Annotated in this window: 19 protein-coding genes; 6 read left to right on the top strand and 13 right to left on the bottom strand. The window is 46.1% G+C overall.

Annotated features, from left to right (window positions below):
• Positions 1–4: 4 nt before the first annotated feature.
• The 3 genes from OB236_RS26040 to OB236_RS26030 all read right to left on the bottom strand — a co-directional run bounded on the left by OB236_RS26040 (position 5) and on the right by OB236_RS26030 (position 4356).
• Positions 5–1945 (bottom strand): TOMM precursor leader peptide-binding protein, encoded by a 1941-nt coding sequence (locus OB236_RS26040; RefSeq protein WP_262686564.1) that lies wholly within the window; start codon positions 1943–1945, stop codon positions 5–7.
• Positions 1942–3870, bottom strand: a complete 1929-nt coding sequence (locus OB236_RS26035) for a putative thiazole-containing bacteriocin maturation protein (protein ID WP_262686563.1) — start codon at positions 3868–3870, stop codon at positions 1942–1944. The genes OB236_RS26040 and OB236_RS26035 overlap by 4 nt, the downstream gene beginning before the upstream one ends.
• 186 nt (positions 3871–4056) lie before the next feature.
• On the bottom strand, positions 4057–4356 hold the full coding sequence (locus OB236_RS26030) for a heterocycloanthracin/sonorensin family bacteriocin (protein ID WP_262686562.1): 300 nt from the start codon (positions 4354–4356) through the stop codon (positions 4057–4059).
• A gap of 299 nt (positions 4357–4655) precedes the next feature.
• Here OB236_RS26030 and OB236_RS26025 point away from each other — a divergent pair, with 299 nt between their 5' ends.
• The 5 genes from OB236_RS26025 to OB236_RS26005 all read left to right on the top strand — a co-directional run bounded on the left by OB236_RS26025 (position 4656) and on the right by OB236_RS26005 (position 10482).
• The gene (locus OB236_RS26025) at positions 4656–6317 is read left to right on the top strand and encodes an AraC family transcriptional regulator (RefSeq protein ID WP_262686561.1); all 1662 of its coding nucleotides are present in this window, start codon (positions 4656–4658) and stop codon (positions 6315–6317) included.
• A gap of 104 nt (positions 6318–6421) precedes the next feature.
• The gene (locus OB236_RS26020) at positions 6422–7471 is read left to right on the top strand and encodes an ABC transporter substrate-binding protein (protein WP_262686560.1); all 1050 of its coding nucleotides are present in this window, start codon (positions 6422–6424) and stop codon (positions 7469–7471) included.
• A gap of 117 nt (positions 7472–7588) precedes the next feature.
• On the top strand, positions 7589–8581 hold the full coding sequence (locus OB236_RS26015; protein ID WP_262686625.1) for a FecCD family ABC transporter permease: 993 nt from the start codon (positions 7589–7591) through the stop codon (positions 8579–8581).
• Entirely contained in the window at positions 8581–9618 is a 1038-nt protein-coding gene (locus OB236_RS26010) for a FecCD family ABC transporter permease (protein WP_262686559.1), read from the top strand. Before OB236_RS26015 ends, OB236_RS26010 begins: the two co-directional genes overlap by 1 nt.
• A gap of 48 nt (positions 9619–9666) precedes the next feature.
• Positions 9667–10482, top strand: a complete 816-nt coding sequence (locus OB236_RS26005) for a sugar phosphate isomerase/epimerase family protein (RefSeq protein WP_262686558.1) — start codon at positions 9667–9669, stop codon at positions 10480–10482.
• 434 nt (positions 10483–10916) lie between these two features.
• Here OB236_RS26005 and OB236_RS26000 read toward each other — a convergent pair whose 3' ends face one another.
• The 6 genes from OB236_RS26000 to OB236_RS25975 all read right to left on the bottom strand — a co-directional run bounded on the left by OB236_RS26000 (position 10917) and on the right by OB236_RS25975 (position 16407).
• Positions 10917–12113, bottom strand: a complete 1197-nt coding sequence (locus OB236_RS26000; RefSeq protein WP_262686557.1) for an MFS transporter — start codon at positions 12111–12113, stop codon at positions 10917–10919.
• 74 nt (positions 12114–12187) lie between these two features.
• On the bottom strand, positions 12188–12418 hold the full coding sequence (locus tag OB236_RS25995) for a tautomerase family protein (RefSeq protein WP_262686556.1): 231 nt from the start codon (positions 12416–12418) through the stop codon (positions 12188–12190).
• 211 nt (positions 12419–12629) lie between these two features.
• Positions 12630–13043: a hypothetical protein gene (locus OB236_RS25990; RefSeq protein WP_076234285.1), complete on the bottom strand. Its 414-nt coding sequence runs from the start codon at positions 13041–13043 to the stop codon at positions 12630–12632.
• Between the two features lie 225 nt (positions 13044–13268).
• Positions 13269–14570 (bottom strand): helix-turn-helix domain-containing protein, encoded by a 1302-nt coding sequence (locus OB236_RS25985; protein WP_262686555.1) that lies wholly within the window; start codon positions 14568–14570, stop codon positions 13269–13271.
• Positions 14571–14785: 215 nt separating this feature from the next.
• Positions 14786–14995: a hypothetical protein gene (locus OB236_RS25980; protein ID WP_076234283.1), complete on the bottom strand. Its 210-nt coding sequence runs from the start codon at positions 14993–14995 to the stop codon at positions 14786–14788.
• A 224-nt stretch (positions 14996–15219) separates the two neighbouring features.
• Entirely contained in the window at positions 15220–16407 is a 1188-nt protein-coding gene (locus OB236_RS25975; RefSeq protein WP_262686554.1) for an epoxide hydrolase family protein, read from the bottom strand.
• Between the two features lie 372 nt (positions 16408–16779).
• Here OB236_RS25975 and OB236_RS25970 point away from each other — a divergent pair, with 372 nt between their 5' ends.
• Positions 16780–17457 (top strand): helix-turn-helix domain-containing protein, encoded by a 678-nt coding sequence (locus OB236_RS25970; RefSeq protein WP_262686553.1) that lies wholly within the window; start codon positions 16780–16782, stop codon positions 17455–17457.
• A 24-nt stretch (positions 17458–17481) separates the two neighbouring features.
• Here OB236_RS25970 and OB236_RS25965 read toward each other — a convergent pair whose 3' ends face one another.
• From OB236_RS25965 to OB236_RS25950, 4 genes are all read right to left on the bottom strand, one after another.
• Positions 17482–17799 (bottom strand): hypothetical protein, encoded by a 318-nt coding sequence (locus OB236_RS25965; RefSeq protein ID WP_262686552.1) that lies wholly within the window; start codon positions 17797–17799, stop codon positions 17482–17484.
• On the bottom strand, positions 17763–18347 hold the full coding sequence (locus OB236_RS25960) for a ketopantoate reductase family protein (protein WP_262686551.1): 585 nt from the start codon (positions 18345–18347) through the stop codon (positions 17763–17765). Before OB236_RS25960 ends, OB236_RS25965 begins: the two co-directional genes overlap by 37 nt.
• 334 nt (positions 18348–18681) lie before the next feature.
• The gene (purM, locus tag OB236_RS25955) at positions 18682–19725 is read right to left on the bottom strand and encodes a phosphoribosylformylglycinamidine cyclo-ligase (protein WP_262686550.1); all 1044 of its coding nucleotides are present in this window, start codon (positions 19723–19725) and stop codon (positions 18682–18684) included.
• A 249-nt stretch (positions 19726–19974) separates the two neighbouring features.
• On the bottom strand, positions 19975–20961 hold the full coding sequence (locus OB236_RS25950; protein ID WP_262686549.1) for a phosphotransferase: 987 nt from the start codon (positions 20959–20961) through the stop codon (positions 19975–19977).
• Positions 20962–21235 lie beyond the last annotated feature (274 nt).

Here is a 21235-nt window from a genome sequence, read left to right as displayed (position 1 = left end):
CGTTTTAAGGGAACGGATGCGGATGTGGATTCAGTTGGTTCAAAAGCAGCGGCTGTTTGACATACCCGAGCAGCGCCGGTACCTTTAACACTCTGTCCAACCCTATCACACGGGTGAGATGTTGACCGAACGTCATTGGAAGCATGCCTGGAATCAGCACCTTCACGCAGTACAATTCATTTCGTTGTAATTCAGGCGTTGTCTGATCTACCACGATCACGTCGAGATTCAATCGGTGGAACGCCTGAAGAGCGTCCTTAAGGTCATCGGTCAAATCCGAATGCATCGGCACCCTATCGAATTCCTCCTGAAATGCCCGCAGAGGTCGGTTTTCTTCCAACAGAAATTGCAGACGATCTTCTGCTTCCGGTAAGCTGTAAAGCATCGAATGGTCTTCCATACCGGTCACCAGGGATGGGTCATACAGCATTTGCCTATACTGCTCCCGGTTTTCTTCGAACTTTCCATCGAGTGTCAACGTCATCCCCGATAATTCATGAACCGCACTTTTCGCAGCACGAACGGGGTCCGGGTGAGCTCCTGCAGCGCAAATCAGGTTGATTCCCTTTGACTTCATGTTTTTGGCCATTGCCCACACGCTTGGAATTCCATTTTCCATCGTTGCGTTATACAAATATACATCAAATCCGGCTACCGTCTGCAAGCGTTGGATCATGAGCTCCAGTTCCATATCCCCTGCAGAATAAGGATCCAGCCTCGGGAGCGGCAGTTCTGCGTACCAGGTCAACAGAAAAGAGTCGCGTTCCACCACTTCCATGATGCCGTAAAATATAGCCTCTTCTAAGCTTCCTCCCAATGCGCAGCCGTTGGACGTTTCATAGATAAATCCTTGACCACAGCTCGAACTGTAATATGCAAGCTGCTGCGGAATTAATATTGGATTTTGCCGCTCAAACGAATAGCCCCATACCCAATCGATCGGCTCGTCAGGATGAAATGGCTTGAAAGGAAAATGAGGCCGCTCATACTGTTCCTTCGCATACAAACCTACCGTAGCAGGATGAAGGGCATGCTCCGCCAGATTACGGTAACTGTCGTTGACCACCGGCCTTTTACCGCGGGGCGCCATACCGCAATATCGCTCCAAGCCCTCCATAATAGCAGTCAGTTCGCTTTCCGCATACGAGTGCGTACGGCCTGCTGTAGCTTCATCATGGTCGAACATCGGTAGATTTACACTCACATCAGCAAAAGGAGACATAAGATCAACCATTTTTCCATTCAAGAAGCCGGTCTTATAATCCAGATAATCTTTCACCAGAAAGCCTGCAAGTTCCTCTAACGACCGACTGCGGTAGCTTTTGGAGCTAATCTTGGGACTTGATTGAAGAGAGATGCGGGCCCTTGCTGGTGTATCTTCAGGCATATAGCTGCAAAATGGACAGAGTGGGTCCGGCAGAAAACAGTGGCTGGTGCTCCTTAATGTTTTCATATCCATGAAAAACACTCGTTCTTCCAAGCGGGAAGTGTTGCCCTGAAGCACATCCATCGTCTCTTTCACAATCAGGTGTGCCATCTGTGATAGTCCTGTACTTGATGACCAGGCGTCACGAGAATTCGCACCGGTCTTCAGACGCTGCTGCAGCATCCACGTCTCTTTGCGGTCACGTCCCGCCAAGAGGCGCCGAGTGTCAGCGCATTGTGTACACCCGGATAAATCAGGTCGGACTAGCGGTCCGATCACACCTTCGCCGAATGCAACAAAACCTCTCAGCCATGGAATAGCTTCTTTCCGGAAAAGCTCTTCCGCTTCCTGATGAACAGAGGGATGCCATGCATCGTGCAGCACCAAGGCGAAATCGACGTCTTCCTGTACTCCTCCCTTAAAGTCGCTCAGACATACAATCCTGCATAAGGCGGACAGCTCGCGGGTCACAAGATCCGCTAACCCTCCCTTTCCAATAACAGCCAGCCCTCTGTTCACCGGGACTCCCCCTCTCGCAGCAGCACGCCAAACACTCCTTTGAGTTCTTCTTGCAAAAACGGTTCTACGGCCAGATCCATAACAAAGAGCTGTTTGCCGTTCTTTTTCAATAGTTGTAAGGCATCCTGTAAAATTTCGGAATTTAAATTCCCTTCACTTGAGGGAATCACAAGGTCCACGGTATCCTTGCCAAATCTCAGGGATGAAGCTTCCAGCTCCAGCACCTGATTCGCAGGATATGCGGAATTATTTTGCACCTTCTGGAGTGCAGCTTGTAGTCCCTTCTGCAGCGCCATAGTTATATTCAAGTCCGTGCTGCCATACCAGTATTCCCCTGTACCGACCCATACTGCTGGGAAGCCCGACACTGGTTCTCCCAAGGCGATCACCGGCTCTCCCCTCATAGTGGTCAAAGCTTGTAAATAATACCGGCTGCGCTGATCCTCCACCCTATTTAACTGAACCCGAGTAACAATTTGCTCATGAACCTGCTGCATGGCGTGACGCTTGGCCAAATTGGCTTTTAATCCTCGCAAAACGCCTTCTGCTGCCGTTTCCCCTACACCGATTCCGACAACCTCTTGCGTGTTAAGGATGATGTCGGCCAATCGTGATACATAAGCTTCAAGCCCAAGCAGTCCCGATTCCCGCCGGGCTTCCTCGTGTGTCAATCCTGTACCGATCAGCTCCGGCAGCAAGTCAGCAGGACCCTGTGATAATGGATCAACCGTCTGAACACGACACTGCGAGAGTGGCAGCTGTCTCAAGTCCCCTTCTTCCCAAACATGGAGAATCCCTGATTGTGCCGAAGTCAATCGGTTCAAATAAGTCAGCAGTACACTTTTGTCCGCGTTCCCTTCACTCCCATCAAGCTGCAGCTTCAACTGAAGCTTCGATGCTTGAACCGTTCGGGCTTCCTCAAATCCATGAATCAGAGGATGCGGCATGAATGGGTGCCAACTGCCCTCCAACGTTTCCAGGTCCAGCAGAAAAAACGAATTTCTCAGCTCCGAATCCCCCGTAACGGTTTTAAACAGCTCGAACACAATCACATTGGCAAGCATCGCTCCCGCTGTAGATGAGAAAATGTGCAGCTCCGGGTCCTTAATAACGGCTGGCTGGTGGACCCGACGCCACGCTGATTCCCAGCACCCCTCCTCATCCGAATGTACAACCGGACCTGCCATCCCAGTCTGATGCAGGCACATTGCTGGCAGCAAAATCTTCTTCTCCGTTTTGCAAGCTGTATGGAGGTGCCGGAACTCCTCGATATCCCCCTCTTGAGATACATACAAAACCGATTGGAATGGCTGGACAACGTCCCTCCAACCGTCTGCTCCTTCCCTTTGTTTCATGATTTCCTTAAGAACCACATCAGGATCCGTACGGTGGGCCTGTTCTGCCAATTCCACAAGCCGTTCCCGGTTCGTCGGCACCGAGTCGGTTATCAGCATATTGATTTTAGGCAACCCTGACTCCATTAATGCGGAAATCAATGCAACGAAGATCGGACCTGACCCGACCGCTAATACGTCAGCCTGCCGATAACACTGAAACCGGTATGCGCCGGAATCGCCGATACTTTCTAAAAAGGCTATTTGTCCAGCGTACTTTTGGATAATCCCGTCCGTTAATTGATGCGTTAGGTCTTTACTTACATCCCGAACAAAGCCTTGTTGGTATAACACATTCGCGATTTCATAAACCCGTTCACGGTGCGTGTACGACAATCCGTCTGTCAAATCCTCCAAAGTATGTTCTCCACTGAACATAGGAACCAGCTTTTCAATCCACCGGTCGATCATCCCGCCCTCCATACGGAATGTGCCTACGTTATTACGGAAGTACACACCGTCGTTCGGAACAGGGAGAAAAAACGTGTCATCCTTAACTTTTAGGCGTGCAGCAGGGGTTAGACTTGTCATTTGTCTCCTCCTAATTGTTGCGAATTACGCTATTGTGGAACCCTCTCTTCATTATTGTATGTACGCTAATTCGTCCCACATGCCTTGCCTGTAATGAATAAATACCCCTGACAACCTGTTGTTGTAAGGGGCGGGCTCTTCTCGACAGCCGAAGCAATTTTATTTAACAACCCTGAAACAATAGAATTAACGACAACGATGAAAGCCGCCACATCCGCCACAGCGAAAGCCGCCGCATCCACCACAACGAAATCCACCGCATTGAAAACCGCCGCAAAAACCTACACAAGCGCCACCACAAAAACCACCACAAAAACCTACGCAAAAGCCCCCGAAGCCAACGCACAGCCGTGAAGGATCCACCTGATTGACGCCATTTGGATACTGAACTCCCGGGTACTGGCCCTGCTGGTTCCAAGGTGTCATCTCTCCAGCCTGAAACTGGGAAACACTTAATTGTTGAAGATCATTTTGAAATTGATTCATTGTAAAAGCCTCCTATAATTTTTTTTGTTCACAGATACAACCATGAAGGAAGGAATGAACATAACATACATTCAATCTATGGTAAATATCCGCATCTGTTACTGATTCAAACGCCCATTTTATGGGCATTTGTACCAAAGCAAGCTATTGTGGACAGAGGAACATAGCAAGAATCACCCAAATGAACCGATGTTTCGCGCAAATGAGTCTCTATAGGAATTGAAAGAAAGCTCTTATTGCTGTACAATTAGCCGTATTAAATGAGAATTATTCTCATTATTGTCTGGGAGGACAACCAAATGAGTATGGGTTTACATAATACGGAAACAGATATCGAGACCCTGTTCCAACAAACACTGCTTGAAGTCAGCGCTATCGAATATCTCGATTACGGTTCTTATCGGTCTGAAGAATCCTCAGAGCTTGACCACCATGTGCTGTTGTTTATTGTTGGGGGCAGCGGTGAAATGTTGTTACATGGTCAGATGCTGCAGCTTTCACGTAAACATGTGTTGTTACTGCTGCCCGGGATGAAAGCTGTAATCAACAGCATGCATCAGGCTAATCTAAAACTATATCGGGTCTCGTTTGAGCTATATCGCCAGTCCGAATCAACCGATTCTTACAGAGGGTATGAAAAAGAACGCTCCTTTCCCGTTCAAGGACAAATTGCGATACATCAGTATGGCTTATTTTCCAGGCTGATCAAGCTTTTATACGATAATCGCCACTCACTGGATGTGGCCATGAAGCTGCAGCAGTCCATTTACATGTACGCAATTTTGCGTATGCTGCTTAAAGAAGCACAGTCCGTGATTACCATCGATACCTGGAATGCGTTTGATCAGTCGGTACGCTATATGCAGGATGCTTATCACACGGATATTACTCTGGATAAGCTGGCCGACCTGGCAGGCTTGAATCCCTCCTATTATTCGACACTGTTCAAGCAAAAGATGGATAAAAGCCCGATTGAATACTTAACCGGCTTGCGAATGAACAGAGCCAAGGAACTGCTGCTGCTCTCACAAGACAAAATTCGCAATGTGGCCCGTGAGGTCGGTTACAAGGATGAATTTTATTTCAGCCGTCGGTTCAAAGCCCAGTATGGCGTCGCGCCATCCGTCTATCTAAAGCATCACCACAGCAATGTGGCCTCACTTTCTTACGCTTGCACTGATCATTTATACACACTTGGCATCGTCCCCTATGCGGCCAGAATCGATAAAGGACCGACTTCCATTACGGACCGTGTGTCGGAGCCGCTGGAAAGCTCCCAGTCCTGGGACATCTGGAGACAGAAGCTGATCCGGGCGAAGCCCGATATGATTATGTGCAAAGAAAATATATCCCTCCAGGCCAGAAACAACATAGGAGACATCGCCCCTATTATTGTGATCCCCTGGATGCAAAAGGATATTTTCTATCATATACAAGAAATTGCCCAGCTTGTAGATAAAGAGCAGGCGGCCAAGGAATGGCGGGAGCGCCACGAACAGCGAGTAGAGCTTGCACGCAAAAAAGTCGGGTCCGCTACCGGCAGTAAATCCGTTGTAATATGCACCTTTACCACCAATGGACTTCGAATATACGGTGCGCGCAATATGGGTCATGTTTTCTATCGTTCCTTGCAAATGCGCCCCCCTGAAAAGCTGCAAAGGCAAATCGATAAGTATGATATTGGAACCGGACTGGTATGGGTAGCCGCTTCTGCTGAGGAGATCGGCGATTACGAAGCGGATTACCTATTGCTTATCGCAAATTCAGAGCAGGAGGCAAGAGCTGGCATGAAGCAGCTTCAGGCCACTGAAGCATGGCTTCGTCATCCGGCTGTAAAGTCCGGCAGAGTGTTCTTCATGAGCTTCAATCAATGGCTGATTTACGCACCGGATTCAATTGACCGGCAGCTGGAAGAAGCTGTCGCCCTGTTGGCCGGTTCGGGTGGAAGGCAGCTCATCTAAAAATAATCCATGCAAAATAATCCCCCTTGTGTCATGGAATGCTTGTCACATTCCCTGTATAATCAACGAGAATGATTATCATTATTATAAGAGGAGGATCATGAATGAGATACGGAAAACAGCTTGGTATCGCCATCACCTATGTCATGATGGCTGTACTCATACTTGCCTGCGGCAGCACAGGCAGCAATCAGGCTTCAGGCTCTAACCCAGCTCCAACACCACCACCTGCTAGCACTCCGACTTCTGACAGCGCAGCAAGCGGGACTAAGGAAACAACAGCAGCCCCACAAGGAAACCGGATCATTAAGCATGATCTCGGAGAAACGACGATCCAGGGCACACCACAAAGGATCGTTGTGCTCGAGCTTGGTTTTATTGATGCACTTCTTGATGTAGGGCTGAAGCCTCTCGGTGTCGCTGACGATAACAAACCTAACCTGATTGTGGAGGATGCGCTCAAAAAGATTGAAGGCTACACAGCCGTCGGTATGCGAGCCCAGCCAAGTCTGGAGAAAATTAAAGTACTGAACCCCGATTTAATTATTGCCGATACCGATCGCCACAAAAACGTTTACGCGGAATTATCAAAAATCGCGCCGACCCTTTCACTCAAAAATCTTAATGCCAATTATCAGGAAACACTGGATGCTGCGGCAACGATAGGCATTGCTGTGGGTAAAAAAAGTGAAATGGACAAGGTCCTCGAAACCCATAAAGCCAAGCTGAAAGCATTACAGAGCAAAGCAGCCGGCATCAAAAAAAGTGTGCTGCTGATCGGCAACACGGATACGGAAATGACAGTCCGCCATGCTGAGTTTTTCTCATCACAGCTGCTGAGCACGATCGGATTTAACTATTTATTGAATAATAACTCCAAATTCGGAACGGTCGACCGTAATGTAAAAATGACAATTGAACAGCTGCTGGAGCTTGATCCGGACATCGTTATTTTAATGTCAGGTGATATTGACAAGAAAGATAAGGATGGCAATAGACCGGTTCATAAAGATCCCTTATGGCAAGAATTGAAAGCAGTCAAAACCAAACAAATGTTTGATGTGGATCGGTATGCGTGGTCTCTTCGTCGCAGTGTGCAGGGTGCTAATGTGATGTTGGACCAAACCGAGAAAGAGATTTTGAAGCTGAAATAACCACTAATAGGTGGTACACACTTTTATGAACAGATCTTTTGCTAATTTTGTCGGGAAGGAAGTATTGAAGTGAGCCGTCCAGCACAACAAGTTGCACCCTTATCTACCTGGCAGCAAATCGGCAAAGCCCTATGGATTTCAGCTGCCGGGTTAATCATCCTGCTCTTTGTCTTGTTTTTATCAGTCTCTTTGGGTTCGACCAACCTGTCACTCTCGACCATCTGGGCCTCCATCTTTCATAATGACGGCTCACGTGCACATATCATTCTCCAGAATGTGCGAATTCCGAGGATGATCGTAACGGCCTTTGTTGGAGCCAACCTGGCGGTCGCCGGCGCCTTGATGCAGGCTGTCACACGCAATGTGTTGGCATCCCCTGGCATATTCGGTATTAACGCCGGAGCAGCAGCAGCCGTCGTGTTTCTGACTGTTCAGGTCCCCTTTCTTTCCAGCGGCAATATGGTGTATGCAGCTTTTGTTGGTGGGGCTTCTGCGGCTGTCGTTGTCTATGCCATGGCTTCGGTCTTCAAGGGCAACCATATGGAGGTTCATCTTGCGCTTACTGGAGTTGCCGTTCAAGCGATACTCTCTGCGCTTACCCAGGGAATGATTATATTCAACGAGACACAAATGGATAGAGTGCTGTTCTGGTTAGCTGGTTCGGTGTCGTCGCGGAAATGGGAGCATGCCGAATTGATTATGTTATGGAGTGTGCCTGCTCTGCTCGCTGCGTTTTCCTTCGGGCGTGCAGCTTCCGTGCTCAGCCTGGGTGAGGAGCTGGCACGTGCGCTGGGGCAGCGGATTATGATCACACGAAGCCTTATGGCGATCATAGTTATCGTGCTGGCCGGAGTTTCTGTATCCATTGCCGGCCCGATCGGATTTGTCGGTTTGATTGTACCTCATATCGTCAGATATTTGATCGGGGTCGACTACAGGCTTGTCCTTCCATTATCCGCACTGTTCGGCTCGATCATGCTGGTGCTCGCAGATCTGGCTTCCCGTTACATCGTGTTTCCTTATGAAACACCCGTAGGTGTAGTAACTGCCTTAATCGGTACTCCTTTTTTTATTTATCTGGCTAGAAGACGTAAAAAGGAGGGGAAATAATGTCGTTTCCTGCCTCCAATTCGTTGCATAAATCCGTTAACCGACACGGCGCGGATCGCCGTAACTCTGCCATTATTACGCTTCTCATTATCGCTGTTGCGGTTAGTGTCATGATTAACATCGCCATCGGCGATGTGCGAATCCACCCCGAGCAATTACTCCGTATTCTTGCGGGCTCGGGCGATCCACAGCTAAGCTCGATCATTGTCAGCTATCGGCTGCCTCGGGTAGCACTGGCTCTCTTGGTCGGAGCCAGTCTGGCGGTAGCCGGTGTTATCGCCCAAGGTGTTATGAGAAATCCGTTGGCTGCTCCTGATACACTGGGACTAACCGGGGGTGCGGGACTGGCTGCGGTTGTTGTTACGCTGCTGCTACCGCATTCGGTGCCCTCTACATTAACTACAGCAGCATTTATGGGCGGCATTATTGCGGCCTGCGCGGTATATGCGTTAGCCTACCGGCATGGTATCATTCCGGTTCGGCTGGCGCTTGTAGGTGTCGCAATCAGCGCATTTTGTTCAGCAGGTATACAATTGCTGGTGTCCAAATCGCTGCCGAATGTCAATGCGGCTTTAATCTGGCTGAGCGGAAGCCTCTGGGGCCGAACGTGGGATCAGGTCCTTCATATGCTGCCCTGGGTAGCAATCGTCATTCCCTTGGCCTGGCTGATGGGGCTTCGGCTTGACATCATCAGGCTGGGCGATCTGTCTGCCAAAGGCTTGGGTATCCATCTTGAGGGAACCCGCGTCCTGCTGCTGGTCATGGCTGTTCTGCTGACCGCTGCCGCTGTTGCAGCTGCTGGAACGATCGGTTTTGTCGGACTCATTACTCCGCATATGGCAAGGCGTCTTGTCGGTGCCAGACATCGAGTATTAATACCGGTAGCGGCACTTTTGGGAGGCTTGTTGGTGCTGATCGCCGATGCGCTCGGCCGCGGACTCCTTCCGCCTCTGGAAATTCCGGCAGGCTTAATCGTATCGGTAATTGGTGGACCTTACTTTCTGTTCCTGCTCTGGCGTCATTCCAGACGCAGATAACCTGTTCCTATGTAAGCATATCTAACCATCCTAAGGAGGAATTATTAAATGCAATATGCTGTTCACTCATTTTCAGGACCAACTCTTACACTTTCCCAATTGATGGATACTGCCACAACCTACGGCTATGCAGGAGTAGAGCTGCGGGTCGGCGTTGGACATGCTCATGGTGTCGAGCTTTCTGCCGACTCACACCAAAGAGCAGAATGGAAACGTCTGGCTGTAGAGAGTGGAATCCCCATCATCTGCCTTGGCGTTTCGATCATATGCTCACGGCCCGATTCCGACAAAGAAATCGCTTCGGCCTTGGATTATATTAAGCTCGCCTCCGATGTCGGCGCTCCGGTCCTGAGGGTGGCTGGTGGCAAAATTCCTGCTGGCGGTACACGCGAGCAAACACTGGCCGCCATTGAGAGAGTGCTGAATGCCATCTTGCCATCTGCCCGTGAGCATGGCATCACGATTGCGATCGAAACCCATGATGATTGGTCAGATCCTGTACAGATGGCCAGCCTGATGCGAGCAGTCGATGATCCACAGGTGGTCGTCCTATGGGACGTACTGCACACGAAGCGTCGTGGACTGGCTGAGCCGGCGGAAGTCATCACCCATTTGGGGCCATGGATCCAGCATGTTCATTTTCACGATGCTTCATTTGATTCAGAGCACAAGGAACACAAGCCGATCGGAGAAGGTAATCTCGATTTTGCCAAAATTGCCGCTGCACTTCAAAGTATCCACTATAAGGGTTATGCCAGCGGAGAATGGTCCGGATGGGAGGAGCCTTACCAGACACATTTGCCTCGTGAACTGAAAGCCTTCCAATCCTTTGTAGAGCGCGCTGCCCATCCCTCTCTCGACTAGGATGAGCTTATTACACATATGTTGAAATTAATAAAAAGATTGCCAATTAACCGGTCCTCTGACCGACATCATTGGCAATCTTTTTAATATCAGTAGGGAATCACTGCGTCTTTCTTCCTTAGTCTCTTACCGTTATTCCATATAATACCCCGTTCAAAGGTAATGATCTTCCCGCTTTGACCTACGATCAACCAGGTATAGTCATCCTGTTCAGGTAACTAGCATTTATATTTCATTCCCGATACGGTGAGAGTACGGCGTTGGTTCCGATGGTCAATCACAGTAATAGTCTCGTCATGTTTGTCAATTCATAAATTCTGCAGCCGTGCAGACAAGCCAGGCTCCACTTTGTCCAAAAACGCCCTGGATGCTGCTTCTGTTTCCATTTTGCTTGGAAGCTCATCCATACATAAGCTTTGATCCAGCCATGAACTTTATACTTCTTGTATTTTGATGAAAAAGGATGAACATAAGGCAATGCACAAAACAACCGCCAGTGCTTCAAATGTTAGGAAGTAGCTTCCAATCTTCAGCAGGCTCAGTACGACAATCGGGCCAAGAGTTGCTCCTATGAATAAAATAAAAGAGTATAAGCTGATCGCGGTACCGCGTGCATGACCCGCAGTGCTTCCAACAAGCGAAATAAGCGTTGGAACCGTTACAGAAATCCCGCCAACAAAAATAACACTCATAACAATAAGAATGGATAGGTTAGAGCTAAATCCAACTATGGAAAGACCTGCTGCCGCCAGCCCCAATCCTGCCTGCAGTACCCTCTTCACGCCGAATTTGGCTACCAAACGACCTGCAAATAGAGATAAGATCATGCCTAAGATCCCCGCTGCACGTACCAGTAAAATCTGATCAGGATTTAATTGAAACGGGGTCTGCGTCAGGTAGCTTCCAAGCGCCGTATACATCCCTACAAACGAGAATAGTAGAGTCACGGTTATGATATAGCAAACAAATAGTGATTTTCGGAATAACACTGCTGCCATTTGTTTGAGTGGAGCTCTTGCACCTGCAGTTGTCTGATGAATTACTCCTTTGGGAACGAGTCTACCGAGCAGAATGGCACATAATAAATATAAACCTCCAAGAAAGTAAAACACATAAGGCCAGCCAAAGCTTTGACTAATGATACTGCTAAACAGCTGTCCAGCAATCCCCGCCAACAAAAAGCCAGTGCTTACAAACCCGATTGTGGTTACCCTTTTATGCGCAGGAAACATTTCCACAACATAGGCAAGTACAGCGGGGGCGAATGTTGCCGCAGCCAGGCCCTGTACCGCACGAAGAACAATTAAACTGGACAGGTTTGTCACGAAACCCAAGGTTGGCGTAATGAGTAATAACGCAACCAAACCGGACATCATCATTTGTTTGCGGCCATAACGATCAGATAAAGGACTGAATAATAAAAACCCTATTGCGTAAAAGAATGAAAACGCGCTGCTGGTCCATGCCGCTGTGGACGGTGTAACGTGGAAGCTACTTGCAAAAACAGATACCAATGGCAAGGTGATATATAAGCTGGACACAACAATCAGGCTGCACCATACAAGTATACCCGTCATCAAAGGATAGTTATTGGCAAGTGATTTACGTTGTTTTGCAACCCATTCCGTCATGAACAACCCCCTCTTTCATCTGAAGAAGCCCCCTTAATATGTCTAATGAGAAGGGGCTTCTTCTGAGCAAGCGATTATGCTTTCAATTTCAATTCAGTAATTCGACTGTTTTCCAAAAAGTCAGGATCAGCTGCGACAGCACCTGCCTGTCCCCAATTTATCAAGGGAGTGTCTCGCAAGATCACCAAGATTTTATCAGGCGGGATATTGAACAGCTTGTTTGTAACGACAGTCAACTCCTTAATCCATTCTTTCTTTTGTTCCTCGTTGAATCCTTCCCAGCAGTCAATATTGATAATTGGCATAACATCATCTCCCTTATTAGTCTAGCTAAATCAATTTAATAAATTAGCTGCATTTATTGTAACATATTTACAAACTAAGTCAATTATTTTCATGTGAGTAAATTAAAAAGAGTCACGATTTACGCGACTCTTCCTGTAATGGTGAATTAGATTTTCGAAAATGCTCTGAGTGTTGCTTATAATCCTTAACAGGACATATGAACCAAAGACTTTATGGCAGCAGTCCCATGTACATAAGCTCTGATGGATTAGCGGGGTTGTGGCCCAAGCCGACCCGATCTCCCGCACGCGGAATTTGGATTTTGGATACGATTGTTTCCAATGTCTTCTGGGATGTGCTCCCGTCGTTCTCTATCACATTCAACACGAGGACAACGACCGGATCGTAATTGATGAGCTTGCCCGTATCTGTTACCGATACAACAATGGCAGTTGCGCTAATCGGCACGGTGCCGCTTGATGCTAATTGTGCCTGTTTCGCCGATTCCAGGCTTTGGTTGATGAGATTCCTATGCTCCTTGGAAACCGTGCTTTTCATAAACAGCCCCGTCAATCCTTTATTCATCAGATTATCTGCCTGCTCCAGAGCATCCTGCGGTTTTTTATTTTTTCCGAATCCGAACATACGCATCACACCTCTCATTGTTTGGTTTGTCGTTGTATATTAAGTGTAAACGACCGTCATTAAGCTGACAATAGTATCAGCGACATACAAACAAGTCAGGGATAAGGCGATTTTTCCTGTTGTTCACGCTTCGCTTTTTTTCAAAAAGCGCTTATTTTGCAAAAATTTGGGTCTAAAACACCATTCATTGGTCCCTGTCGCTCCTAAGTTTTGTTTGCATTTTGTTTACATTGGACTGGAAGACCCCCCTCCTCCACTATTTCTTAACAAATACACAAGCTTCCGATAATACATAGATGATTCCTTGTAACGACGACCTTCCTCAGAGACGACTGCCAATGATTCATAAAGCTGCTCGAGACGCAATGCATGCTGACTGGCTTCGAAATAAGGCAAGCATTCCAGTGCCCGGCTTTGAAACATCTCCATATCCTCTAGCGCAAGCGCCAGTTGACTTTCATAAAAGGCCAGCTCCATTCTCTGATCCGTGCCTGTGTGGGAAATTCGCAGCAGCTCAATTCCTTGTGAAAGCAATCCCCAATTTTTCTGGGCAAAAGCGGCTTCACAGCGATAAATGGTTATAACCGGCTCGAGCAGCTGTTGGGATTCCACTGGCTCATTGGCGAGTATGGACTCGAATCGCGCGATTTCGTCCAACGCTTTATCCGACTCTCCCGTCATTGTTAGCATGACGATCCGATTGTTCATAATTGTCGTGTAAACATCACCCGGCTGTTGTAAATAAACGAGGTTAGCTTCGGCCATGGAAAGAGCACGTAATGCTTCCTGTACAAGCCCCATCGCAAAGCAGTAGCCGCTGTAAGCCACATACAGCCCGGATAGACGATGAAATAGTCGGTCATCAACAATTTGCCGCATCGTCTGCTCGAACACCTGCTTCGCCTGTTCGAACTGCTTCAGTAGAATGTATGCCTCCATCCTGATGTTTTGTACCGTCAGCCATATTTCCGTCCCCGGTTCCACAAGACTGTTCAAGCGTTGCACATCATTCAGCACGTCGTTGTAGCTGCTTTTGGAGCGAAAATGCTGGATTCTATATAGCAAAAGCGCTTTCTTCAAGGGCAACGGCAGATCGACTTCTTCGGACTTTCCGTATTTCTCTAAATAATGGTTCAAGTAGGACTGATGCAAATAGTCATAAGCGCTCTGATTGTTCATCTGTTGATAGTAGACAGCCTTCATTAAGGAAGTCGTCAGCTCGACGACGAGTGCATCATCCCGATCGTCTTGGGCATCCACGTAACTATCGGATACAGACTGCTCGGACATGGTCTGGAAAATATTCTCCGCCCGCTGCATCGTAGGCTCATCGGTTGCCGCCGCTTTGGTCAAATAGGTAACAGGGATGCCGAGACGGCCCGCGATTTGCTCCACCAAATCATCAGCGAATGGATACCTTCCTGCCAAAATGTTGGCAAAATGAGACTGCGTGACGAGTCCCTCCACGAGTTCTTTCCGTGATATTTGCTTCTTTTTGCACAGAAGCTCGATACGTTCCTTGAGCATGAGGCTCTCCCCCGCTTTCTGAAACCTATTGTACAAGCTAGCAGGTCCTAAATCCAAGTGCAAACAGTCCTATTCGTGGAATCATACGAGGACAGCAGAAAAAATCCCCGTATAGACACTGTAAAAGTGATACCTACGGGGAAAATCCGCTATTTATGCGTATGAACTACCATTGAGTACCAGAGTACAAATACTCCTCTTGTGGGGCATATCGTTTAGGAAAGCGTATCTTCGCTCTCCGAATTATCAGCCTGCATATGTTCTTGTCGGGCTTTATACAGCTGTTCTTTGGCATCCTGAACATCTTGGTCTTGATCAACATTACTATGTCTGGCTTCATTCAGTGCGTGTAATGCTTGATTCATAGCATTTTGGGCTTGTGTCCTTGCACTTTGTTCTTGTTCGTTCGTTTGTTGGTCTGTCATTGAACATTCCTCCTTCAAGTTTTACAGCAAAGTTAATATGGTCAAAATGTTCATTAGCAATTCATATTTTTGGAATTTGATGATTATTTAATTAAAGAAAGGTGGCGACTTTTTTGACAAAGACTACCACCATCCTTCAATCCGTTCAACCTAAAGAAGAAATCGATTCGGCAATTTGCTGTATTCGAGGAGCTTTTGCATCGGCTCGTCCGAATCTGTAATCGTCAAACCACCCGCAAGCCGGCCTTTCCTAAAGAATTGCTTATTGTTCTAAAGGGTCTGTAAAATTCACGAATGTCCTTAACCAGCAATTCCGGTTCTTCCAGTGCAGGAAAATGGCCACCGCGGGGCATTGCATTCCAGCGAGTTATATTCAGGTTGCGTTCAGCCCATTCCCTGGGTGGCAATAATATATCGGCTGGGAAAAGAGCGACGGCTGTTGGTACCTCTATGTGACCAAGAGGCGGCAAAGAATGCGAATTCTCATAATACATACGTGCTGTTGATCCTATAGTATTGGTAACCCAATAGATCATAATATGTGTGAGCAGTTCATCTTCGCTGAATCTCTGCCGCAGGTCACCCTTACAATCGCTCCATGCACGGAATTTGTCAATCATCCAACCAGCCAGACCTGCTGGCGAGTCGGACAGTCCGTAGGCAACAGTCTGGGGTCTTGTCGATTGAATGGAGATATAGCCACCTTCAAGGGCAAGCCATTCCTGAGCATTCTTCTTATATTGCAGTTCTTCCTCTGAAAGCCCTGCCGGATCTTGTGCAGTCATGAGATCTCTAATGATCCCGATATCGGTTAAGTGGATTCCGACAAGCAGCTCAGGATGGTTCGCCGCAAGATATCTGGTAACACCGGAGCCAATATCCCCGCCTGCAGCAGCGAATTTGTTATAGCCAAGTTCTTGTGTCATTAGTTTAGCCCACATCTCGGAGACATGAAAATTATTGACGCCACGATGGTCAGGACGGCCAGAAAAGCCAAACCCTGGCAGCGAAGGGACAATGACATCAAAAACGTCCTCAGGGTCACCACCGTGGGCAGCGGGATCAGTAAGAAACGGGATAATCTTCTGGTAACGCAGGTAACTGTCCGGCCATCCGTGAGTAAGGATTATAGGCAACGGATTAGGTCCTTTACCGCGCTCATGCACGAAGTGAACATCTATCCCATCAACATTACTACGAAATTGAGAAAAGCGGTTTAATTTCGCTTCTTGAACACGCCAGTCAAAATGGTCTCGCCAATAAGCAACGAGCGACTGTAAATAACTTAATTCAGTGCCTTGTTCCCAAGCGGAGTCTTCTAATTGATCCGGCCAGCGTACGTGATTCAGCCTGTATTGTAGATCGTCAAGCACTTCATCGGATACGTGGATTTGAAAACGTTCAACAGCCATAATGATTTCCTCCCACTAATCTTAATAGTTCAATCTTGACAGTTTGAGCAGCTGTTGTGGAAAATGTGGCTTATGGAATGTAGTCCTTCAGCTGCTCATTTTGGGTTGTTTCACAATCTAATTATAACCTTTGAATTTGTATGCTACACTGTTATAAGTGAAGCAACCAACTATACTATTTGATAGGTGAAAAAAATGCCGCAAATGGACCGACACAAAGAACGTACGGTGAAAATAGAATTTGTCGCAGTGGAGGATTTCAGTATTCTTCCTTATCCTGAACGGTATACGCTGATTTTTATTACGTCAGGAAGTATACATGGGATATTGAATGAACGTCCCATATCCATTAGCGCTCCTGGTGTCTTTTGCATGGCTGAGGACGATGATGTGCAAGTGATTGAAAAGATTAATGTATCGGCTCAATCCTTTAGTTTTCATCCCGAATTTCTTAACACCATTACTCTTATCGAAACGAAGGATTATTTTCCTGCAGCTCCCAGAATTCAAACTGGACTTCCCCTTTTTCAAAGGGAACATTTGTATACTGGTGTGCCTCGTGTAACCGAGAAAGCATACCCCCTATTGTTTGAATGGTTTTTCGTACTTGGCACCGAAGTGCAGGCGCAAAGTGATGCACTCTGGGTGTGCAGAATAAAAAAGTATCTCATCCAAATTTTAGGTTTGATGGAGGAATTAAATCAAAATAGTGAACATTCACCTGTCGATAAAGTATTAGATTATATACACACTAATTATTCGCGAAAGATTTCATTAAACGATTTGACGAATTGTGCTCATTTGAACCGTGTGACTCTGAATAAATTGTTTCAGGAGAGATGTGGAAAAACAGCATTTGGTTACTTGCTTACACATCGCTTAAAGGTTGCGAGTGATCTTTTGACACATACCGATATGAGCCTTAATGAAATTGCACATTCCACTGGATTCGAGTATGACACCTACTTTATCAAGCAGTTTACAGCTAGAAAAGGAATATCACCTACAACGTATCGAATTACATCCCGCAAGTTTGGTACTGCTCAATGACAACAGGCCTGTTGATTGAACATTTTATCGGGTTGACGGCTCTTTTTCTACCATTAAGGCCGCTATTTCACTAAAGGATCCATCTACCAATTTCATAAACGGTAATTTATGATATATTTTCAGACCATAATATACACCTTGTCTGTGTTTACGTATTAATTTAACTTGATCTGCAGGAGTAATGGTATAACCTAATTTTTCTAATACCTGAAACCCCTCATCCATTACGGAAATAGCTTGTTTTAATAGTTTCTTGTCCTTGGATGCCTTTTTCAAGTTACCGTCGTATAGATAGCTAATGGAGTTCAAAGCCACAATAGGGACGATATGCTTTTTAGCCAAGCATCCATACCTTCATGATAAGCTGACTTATATTTAACATGCTTAAAAGCATTTTCCAATACAGGCTTGAAAGGTATCTCACCATCTAGACTGCCCAGTATCATTTGTCCACCTCCGCGTATGCAGATAATGCGGCCGCTCTCTTCTCGGATTCCTCCGTTAAGCTGAAATCCAAAGACTACAGATTTTTCTACAGCGCTCATTTCCTTCAGGAGATTGCGCATGCCATGAGGATCAGCGTTATTACCAACAAGAACCATATTCCGACTCCGATTCTCAGCCAGAATAGGCAATACAGCAGGGAAATCATTGTATTTCATCACAACAAATACGAGATCATAGAGATCATCTGATTGAAGCGCATGGATGACTTTTACTTCATCGACAGTGATTTTACGCTGAAAATAATGGCGAATAACAAGTCCATCTTTATTCAATTGTTCAGCACGCTTCCCCCTGGCCAGTATTGTAACATCATTACCGCCGCGGACTAGAACATGAGCAAGATAACTGCCTAAAACTCCCGCGCCGAAAACTAATATTCTCATAGTTATAGCCCCTCCATTTAATTTAAACGATTGTTGTTTTTTAAACATTTGTTCGATATAGTCAAGTTATCAGCTTACACCACTATGGTAGGACTCTTCTGACGAACAAAGGCGTTCCTTCCTTCAGAAACCACTTACAAGAAATGATGAAACAAGGTATAAGGAAATGCATTGCCCTGTTCGGCAAAAGAGATAACAGAACAGTTATAGGCACATCTAGAGATTAATCGAGTGATCCCCCGTTCTGGTGTGCCGCCACACAAGCATGACCGATAACGCAAAAAAACTGCCGATCCCGGCAGCCTGCTAATTCAATAAACTCTTGACTGTAGATTTAATCCCATTGTAATTCTTGTTGGTACACAACCTGCTTGTTCCCCTCAACGATTTCACCGATAACATAACTTTTCAACCCGAATGCAGCTACGTGCTCCATCACACTTTGGGCTATTCCCGAATCTACAACCAGCACCAGGCCAACACCCATATTGAATGTGCGCAGCATGTCCTGTTCATCCACGTTCCCCATATTACGAATGATTTGGAATAAGGGCAGAATATCAATACGGGATAAGTCAATAAGCGCGTTCAACTGTTCCGGAATTACCCGGTTCAAGTTTCCTTCAATACCGCCACCCGTAATATGAGCCATTCCATGAAGTCCATCGATCCCAAACAAATCTCTCAGAGGTTTGTAATAACATAAGTGCGGCTTCATAATGGCATCCAAAAAGCTCTCATCACCTACCCACTGGTTTAGAACTTCAGGATGCTTGTCCATTATAGCCCGAACAAGTGTATACCCGTTCGTATGAACTCCATTAGACGCGACAGCTACAATAACATCTCCCTTGCGTATGGCTGACCCGTCTATGATTTTCGATTTGTCGACGATGCCAACAATACTGGACGTAAGTATATAGCAGCCTTTCTCCAGCACTCCCGGCTGGATCGATGTCTCGCCACCAGTGAGCACACAATCCTGTTCCTTACAAGCCGCAGAAACAGCGTCGACAATTTCGCTGATGGTTTCTTTATCGACAGCTCCACTAATGATTGCATCCTGAACTGCAAGCGGTTTGGCACCCATAACAATGATGTCATTGATCAAATGGTTAATCATATCGTAACAAATTGAACGTACCCGTCCATGTTGAAAAGCCAGCTTTTGCTTGGACCCAGGCTCCTCTGTTTTCATGACCAATACGGGATGATCGTACTCCGGAAATTTAAAATCGTACAGTGACGCGAACGCACCCAGCGAGTTTAATACGCGACTATCGTTCGTCTGCAGACTTTTAGCCATATTTCGCTTGACAGCATCGGTATCGTCAATATTAATACCGGTTTCTGCATAAGTGAGCTTGTCATTTCCCATTGATTTGCCGCCTCTCATTTACTTGTATTTCCAATTATAGTAACACACCTAATTAGTTAACAAAAGTTCTGGAGAAAGGCATCCAGAGCAAGCACGAACTTTAGTTTTTCGTCACAACAAACGAAACTACCGTGCCTTGACCTTGCTCGCTTTCGATTGTAAGACCTGTAAGCTAACCCGAAAGCAAGCTTCTACATAAGCAGTTTCCACAATCACGCGCACTCTTTTCTCCTCATTGTGTTGCATTGTCTACATATTTGCTAACATAATCGGTATATTTTTTTGATTTTCAGCAAGCCAAATCATTTCTTTTGCAAACCGAGCGGGAGGTACACTATGTTGATCCATGTTAGCATTGATCCACCATGTACTCTCCATATACCATAACAACTGTAATGAATAGGTTAAGTAACCCTCTTCCACGTTGCGTTCCTCCTTGTACCCTTCCATAAACGCTGCGGCCAGTGAGACTTCTATATGATCATCTACGGCACAGGACATCACAGCTCGAGCTACATCAAGCTGCGGATAGTCATATTTAAGTCGATCAAAATCCAGAATTGCCGTTAAACGGTTGTCATCAAATAAAAGGTTATCGACCCACAGGTCACGATGTGCCCATCCCAATTGAAGTAACTCCAGGATTTCCATATGCAAGTCTTCCGTTGCTTTTATTTGTGTTTCTATGTTGGCAAGTAAATGAGTTTTACCGGATTCCTTTGTTTTTACCCAAACTGAGTTCCAATGTGCTAAACGTTCCTCACGGCTAGGAGGGATAAACTGAGGGCTATTTTTAAAACCAATGGTCCCGTCGTTTAACAATCGATGCATTTTTCCTGTAGTTCGACCTAAATCGCATATTTGATGAACATTGGCTTTACCTGGCTCAATTAGCTTGCCCTGGCAATATTCCATCACCATGAAAAGTTCTCCATGATCCGACTCAAGCAATATTTTTTTGTTATACGATAACACATTGGGACACGCTAGACCTTTGTTATACAATCTAACCTGTTGAGAAAACGCAAACAACAGCTCCTCTGGTATATATTTTTTATATCTTTCCTTGTTATATTGTTTGAGTACAAAATCCCCGGCTTCAGTTTTTATTTTCCATTTTAAGTTTAGCCAGCCTCGTTTGATTGGAGTCGATTCAATTACATCCAAACCGAAGAAGCGATGAAATGATTGAAGCAGGTCATCCAAGATCATTTCCTCTGTCCATAATGTTCCCATTTGCCCAACTCCTAAATTTACAATGTCCATTTGTATATTCCTTATATAGACCACAATAACCTTTTTGATTAATACAATTTTTTTCATTATCCTGACCGTTTACCTCTTCGCGTCTAGTAGCTCATTGATTATTTGTCAGGATACATGACATCATTAACAGGTTATTCCGTCAAAAATGTAATCCAGAATTAATATTACGGCAAATCAGAACGATAATTACCACAAACAATAATATAAAAGTAAATAATAACGCTAAATGTTATATTGACAGATT

This window comes from Paenibacillus baimaensis (assembly GCF_025567575.1).
The sequence above is the reverse complement of the archived record's forward strand: the minus strand, read 5'-3'. Positions and strand labels throughout refer to the sequence as shown.

Coding starts and splice junctions, on each gene's coding strand:
- OB236_RS26035 (WP_262686563.1), bottom strand. CDS start 3,870: ATGACAAGTCTAACCCCTGCTGCACGCCTAAAAGTTAAGGATGACACG.
- OB236_RS26030 (WP_262686562.1), bottom strand. CDS start 4,356: ATGAATCAATTTCAAAATGATCTTCAACAATTAAGTGTTTCCCAGTTT.
- OB236_RS26025 (WP_262686561.1), top strand. CDS start 4,656: ATGAGTATGGGTTTACATAATACGGAAACAGATATCGAGACCCTGTTC.
- OB236_RS26020 (WP_262686560.1), top strand. CDS start 6,422: ATGAGATACGGAAAACAGCTTGGTATCGCCATCACCTATGTCATGATG.
- OB236_RS26010 (WP_262686559.1), top strand. CDS start 8,581: ATGTCGTTTCCTGCCTCCAATTCGTTGCATAAATCCGTTAACCGACAC.
- OB236_RS26005 (WP_262686558.1), top strand. CDS start 9,667: ATGCAATATGCTGTTCACTCATTTTCAGGACCAACTCTTACACTTTCC.
- OB236_RS26000 (WP_262686557.1), bottom strand. CDS start 12,113: ATGACGGAATGGGTTGCAAAACAACGTAAATCACTTGCCAATAACTAT.
- OB236_RS25995 (WP_262686556.1), bottom strand. CDS start 12,418: ATGCCAATTATCAATATTGACTGCTGGGAAGGATTCAACGAGGAACAA.
- OB236_RS25990 (WP_076234285.1), bottom strand. CDS start 13,043: ATGTTCGGATTCGGAAAAAATAAAAAACCGCAGGATGCTCTGGAGCAG.
- OB236_RS25985 (WP_262686555.1), bottom strand. CDS start 14,570: ATGCTCAAGGAACGTATCGAGCTTCTGTGCAAAAAGAAGCAAATATCA.
- OB236_RS25980 (WP_076234283.1), bottom strand. CDS start 14,995: ATGACAGACCAACAAACGAACGAACAAGAACAAAGTGCAAGGACACAA.
- OB236_RS25975 (WP_262686554.1), bottom strand. CDS start 16,407: ATGGCTGTTGAACGTTTTCAAATCCACGTATCCGATGAAGTGCTTGAC.
- OB236_RS25970 (WP_262686553.1), top strand. CDS start 16,780: ATGGCTGAGGACGATGATGTGCAAGTGATTGAAAAGATTAATGTATCG.
- OB236_RS25960 (WP_262686551.1), bottom strand. CDS start 18,347: ATGAGAATATTAGTTTTCGGCGCGGGAGTTTTAGGCAGTTATCTTGCT.
- purM (WP_262686550.1), bottom strand. CDS start 19,725: ATGGGAAATGACAAGCTCACTTATGCAGAAACCGGTATTAATATTGAC.
- OB236_RS25950 (WP_262686549.1), bottom strand. CDS start 20,961: ATGGGAACATTATGGACAGAGGAAATGATCTTGGATGACCTGCTTCAA.